Annotated in this window: 5 protein-coding genes and 1 pseudogene; all 6 read right to left on the bottom strand. The window is 64.2% G+C overall.

All coding sequences use genetic code 11. The features are described from left to right. Positions 1-247, bottom strand: a 247-nt coding sequence (locus RHODMAR_RS19475; protein WP_008717887.1) for a biotin carboxylase N-terminal domain-containing protein, incomplete at its 3' end; no start/stop codon positions are given. Between the two features lie 118 nt (positions 248-365). Beyond that, positions 366-1,835, bottom strand: coding sequence for a condensation domain-containing protein (locus tag RHODMAR_RS19470; protein WP_008717885.1), 1,470 nt, complete (start codon positions 1,833-1,835; stop codon positions 366-368). A 123-nt stretch (positions 1,836-1,958) separates the two neighbouring features. Continuing rightward, the gene (locus tag RHODMAR_RS19465) at positions 1,959-2,372 is read right to left on the bottom strand and encodes a SufE family protein (protein ID WP_008717882.1); all 414 of its coding nucleotides are present in this window, start codon (positions 2,370-2,372) and stop codon (positions 1,959-1,961) included. Next, complete coding sequence (locus RHODMAR_RS19460) at positions 2,369-3,265, bottom strand: sulfurtransferase (protein WP_042939919.1); 897 nt, start codon at positions 3,263-3,265, stop codon at positions 2,369-2,371. The genes RHODMAR_RS19465 and RHODMAR_RS19460 overlap by 4 nt, the downstream gene beginning before the upstream one ends. A 68-nt stretch (positions 3,266-3,333) precedes the next feature. Then, positions 3,334-4,761, bottom strand: a complete 1,428-nt coding sequence (locus RHODMAR_RS19455) for a condensation domain-containing protein (RefSeq protein ID WP_008717879.1) — start codon at positions 4,759-4,761, stop codon at positions 3,334-3,336. Beyond that, positions 4,739-5,156, bottom strand: a pseudogene (locus RHODMAR_RS19450) (peptide synthase); the annotation flags it as partial. The pseudogene RHODMAR_RS19450 and the gene RHODMAR_RS19455, both read right to left, overlap by 23 nt.

Here is a 5,156-nt window from a genome sequence, read left to right as displayed (position 1 = left end):
CCGCGCCGGACTTCGCGGCGGCATCGAGGATTTTGTCGATCACCAAATAGGATTCGGCCGAGGACTGACCGCCGAGAGCGAATGCTTCGTCGGCCAACCGCACGAACGGGGCATCGGCGTCGGGCTCGGCGTAGACCGCCACACTGGCCAACCCGGCATCAGCGGCCGCCCGGATCACCCGAACCGCGATCTCACCACGATTGGCAACAAGAACCTTGGTGATCTGAGCACTGGCATGGCTGGGCACTGAGCCTCCTACGGATCTGTTTTTCGCATGCATCGCCTGCGAACGTCTCGTCGGAGTCTAAGCACCGGCTCTGTTCGCTCTGCACTCGGTCTGTACAGCTGAGGCGAGTCGAGGCGGACTACTGATTGGTAGCAACTCGACCGGTGTCGGTGTGTCCGTGATCGGATCGCCCGAGATCTGCGACGGAAATCGATGTGGTTCCTGTGTCTGCCAGATCGGTCAACAACTTCCGGAACGCACCGATGTACTCGTGAACTCGCGCGGTGGCTTGCTCGGTGTTGGGGAAGCGCGCCGCGATGTTGATTCCCTGCGGGGTTCGATTGATCCACACGTACACGTCGTGTTGGTATTGCTTGCTGCGCAGCGCGCGAGCGTTCCAGTCCGGCCAGTGCTCGGCGGCCGGCGCGAACCTCACGTCCATGAACGAGACGACGAATCGCGGGCGGGCCGAGTAACCGAGAGTGGTGAACACCCTATCGAGAGGAACTCGGGCGATCGGTTTGGTCTTCTTGACCTCGGCCGAGGCGGCCGCGGCCACCGCGCCGAACGAATCGGCACCGGCTATGTCGAACGAGATGGGGCACAGTCCGACGAACCATCCCAGCGCCGAGGCCCACTGAGGTTCGTCACGGGTGTGCACCGGAGTCACCGTGCGGAACTGGGTGGTGCCACCGAGCTCTGCACCGGTGATCGCCAGCACTGCGAGCAGTCCGGCGAACAGGCTGTGTCCTGTCTTGCGGCAGGCGACCGAGAACGAGTCGGCCTGATCGGGATCCAGTACCCACGCCGACAGACCGCCCTGTGGCACATCGTCCGGGCTCGGGAGTCCGATGTCGAGTGGAAATGCCGGTAGCTCACCATCGCCGTCGACGAGAAAGTCCCGCCAAATTCTCGCTGCGTCGTGAGAATGCTCCAACTCCGCATTTCGCTCACGCTCCGAGGATCCGAAATCGAGGTAGCTACCGGCCTCGAACAGGGCAGCAGGTGGGCCACCGAGTTCCTCCCCGTACAGGGCGGCGATCTCGTGCGCGACCAGCACTGTGGACAGACCGTCGATGATCGAATGGTCCGCTGCGAAGAACACGGTGATCGGGCGCGCCTCGTCCAGCGGTTCGAGAGTGACGAAGGCATATGCGGGCCAGATCAACGGCGAGGTGAACTCGTCGAACAAGTACTGCAGGTGCTCGAACACTTCACTCGACTGCGCGCACCGCTCCTGCTCGACCTGCCAGATGTCGATGGCACCTGGAGCGGCGGTCAACCGCGACATCTCGCCCGTGACCTCGTCTATGGACGCACTCGAGCGCATGGCTTCGTGCCTGTCGATCCAGTTCAGAACGGCCTGCCGAAACGCCGGCTTGTTCAGAGGGCCGGCGATCTCGAACGCCGCACCGAGCCACGATTCGCGGCCACGACGAGGGCTGCTCAGGCTCGCGCGAAGGTGCGCCTCGTGGACGTACGACGTCGGTCGAGTGTCGGGACGCCACCCTGCCGCCTCGGGAGTGCGGGCCTGTGGGCCGACGCTGGGAATCCACTCGGTGAGCGTGCCCGCGGGAACCGCGTAATCCGCTAACTCCGTGAACTCCATATCGGCAGCAACCAGCCTTCGCTCGACCACATCGGGGATGTTGATGAAAAGAGCATCGATGCTCGCCCGCGCAGTCTACCGATCTGTCGATGTACCGATCAAGACGACAGTTCTGCAGCGCCGTCAGCGCAGGTGGCGCTTGATTCGAGCCAACATCGCCGACATGCCGCGCAGGCGCAACGGGCTGACCGCATCGCTCAGCCCCAGCGCGGAGTAAAAGTCGTCCGGTACGTCGAGGATCTCCTGAGCGCTGAGACCGTGGAGTCCCTGCGCCAGAATCGAGGCGAATCCGCGAGTGGTCGGGGCTTCCGGCGGGGCGCTGAAGTACAACTGAATCCGCGCGGGATCCGCCGCGTCCACCGACAGGAACAGTGGCGATTGGCACTCGGGCACCGGCTCCATCGCATCCTGTGCCAGGTGTTCGGGCAGTGGGGGCAGTTCTCGACTGAACTCCAGCAGCAGCTGCAGTTTGTCTTGTCCCTCCACCGCGGCGAAGTCCTCGACGATCTCGGCCAGCGAGTCCGGCAGCGTACTCATCGAGCGGCCGGAGCCGATCCGGGCTCCTCGCCCTTCGCGATCGGAACTCGAACGGCGTTGCCCCATTCGGTCCACGAGCCGTCGTAGTTACGGACCGACTCGTAGCCGAGCAGGTGGGTCAACACGAACCAGGTGTGGCTCGACCGCTCACCGATACGGCAGTAGGCGATCACGTCGTCGGTCGCGGAGGTACCGGAGTAGATCTCGTCCAATTCCTTGCGGGAACGGAACCGTCCGTCCGGTGCGGCTGCCTTGGCCCACGGGATGCTGACAGCGGTGGGGATGTGACCTCCGCGCAACGCGCCTTCCTCCGGGTAGTCCGGCATGTGGGTGCGCTCGCCGGTGTATTCGGCGGGGGAGCGGACGTCGATCAGTGGGACCGTGCCCAGTGAGCCGAGTACATCGGAGGCGTACGCGCGAATGGGTGCATCGTCGCGTTCGATCACCGGGTAGTCCGTTGCCGGGAACTCGGGCACGTCGAGGGTGGTGTCGCGGTTCTCGGACAACCAGGCGTCGCGTCCGCCGTCGAGCAGACGTACGTCCTGATGTCCGAAGAGAGTGAACACCCAGAGTGCGTAAGCGGCCCACCAGTTGCTTTTGTCGCCGTACACGACGATGGTGTCTTCCCTCGAAATGCCCTTGCGGCTCAGCAGTTTCGAGAACTGCTCACCGTCGATGTAATCGCGGGTGACCGGGTCGTTGAGGTCGAGGTGCCAGTCGATCTTGACCGCGCCGGGGATGTGGCCGACGTCGTAGAGCAACACGTCCTCGTCGGACTCGACGACGCGCAGGCCCGGGGTACCGAGATGGGCGGACAGCCATTCGGTGGATACGAGTCGATCCGGGTGCGCATAGTCGGCGAACGTTGCGTTGGAATCGGTTGGTACAGGCACGTATCGGCTCCTACGGAAGATATTCGGCTGGCGGCCCGCCCGGGGGTGAACGGTCTGCACCATCGATCCTATGCGGTAGCGCCTTCGGACAGTTCGCGAGGAGTCTGCGGATCGGCGTTCGGAGAGGGCGCCGGTGCCGCGACCCCGGCGTTCACGATGGCGGCGCGCAGCAGTGCAACGAGTTCGCCGGTGAACGAGGTGATCACCGAGCGTGCCACCGCGGTGTCGGGGAACCGCGACCGCAAGGCCAAGCCGGATGTGGTGCGGGAGATCCAGAACTGAGCGTCGTCGGACACCGTGGCATTGCTGATGTGGTGTGCGTTCGACGCCTCGAAAAGTTCGTGGCCCTCGATCTTGGTGTAGTCGATGTACGACACCATGAACACGTCTTGCCGCGTCAGGGTGAAGGCGTCCCCGAGGTTGGCCAGTACTTGCGGGATCGGCACGGCGCTCAGCGGCAGAGCTGCGCGAAATGCACTGTGGGCGGCAGCTATCGTGTCGGCGAAGTCGGCTTGGACATGCACGGTCATGGGAGCGTTGGTGGTGAACCAGCCCAGCGCACGCGAGAATTCTGCTCGGTGTCGAGTATGCAGCGGGAACAGGAAAGGTACGTGCTGGGGACCACCGATGCCGGCACAGGCTTGTCCGATCGCAGCGACGACACCTGCGAACATTCCGGCTCCGGATCGGGCACACAGTTGCTCGAAGTCGAGAGTCTGCGCGGCGTCGAGCAACCGATCGACCGACGTTGCTTGGGTGGCGGTATCGCCGTCGGCTACCCCGAGGTCGAACGGAAACCTCGGGGTGGTCCCGCCGCACTCGCCGAGAAAGCTCGACCATCGCACCATGCGATCGTCGGTGGGATCGACGATCGGCTCGGCGGCCTCGATGCGGCAGTACTCGACGAAGCTCCCGACCGGGGGAAGGTCGGCGTCCGGGCTCGGCGGGCAGCGGCGGTACGCGTCGTACATGGCGTGGATTTCGTCGATGACAATTGCGATCGACATCGCGTCGACGTTGGCGTGGTCGAACGCGCACAGCACCGTGGAGTAGTCCGGCCTGTCGATCCCGAAACAACTGTAGGACGGAAAAACTCGTGCATCGCAATTCGTGTCGAGTCTGCTGCGGAGATGGTCTCGAAGCCGAGACGACGACGAGATCGTCGATCGCGTCGACTGTGTCATCTCGATGGCGCCCGGCTGATAGTGCAGTCGCTCGATTCCGGTTGCGGTGGGGACCAACGAACTGCGCAGCGTGTCGTGACGGTCGATCAGGTGCTGGAATGCCCACCCGAGTGCGTCGACATCGAGGCTGCCCGGCACGTCGAAGGCTGCAGCGATCCAGACGCGTTCGGCATCGCCGAAGTCGCCCAGATGGAACTTTTGGTTGAACGACGGCGGAATCGGCGACAGCACCGGATCGCCGATGACGGCGGCAGAGAATTCGACGAGAGAACCTGCCCGCGGGGTGTACTCAGTGATCGAGGTGACCCGCACCGGCCGGCTCCTGAGCGAGATGGTCGAGCGACAACGTGTAATCACCGTCGCGTGCGACGGTGTCGAGCACCCGCGCCAGGTGCGCGTGATACCTCCGCACCGATTCGGCGGCGACGTCGGTATCGGGGGTTTGGGCCACCAGGTAGAGGTGCTCACCATCGCGGTTGATCCACATCGATGCGTTCGACGTCGAACCCTCGCCGGTGAAGTGCTTCGCGCGTGTGTCCGCGTCGCGTCCGACACCGGGGAACCATCGAAAGTCGATGTAGGAGAGCATATTCGGGCTGACAGCAAGCTCGCTGCCCAGAGTGCCGTCAGCAGCGAGAGCGCCCAGTACAGCGTGCACCGGGGCCTCCGCGATCTGCTTGGCCTGCTCGAAACCCCGGTGGGCCAGT

The sequence above is a fragment of the Rhodococcus sp. AW25M09 genome (assembly GCF_000333955.1).
GTDB lineage: Bacteria > Actinomycetota > Actinomycetes > Mycobacteriales > Mycobacteriaceae > Rhodococcoides.
This window is presented reverse-complemented; position numbering and strand designations above follow the sequence as displayed.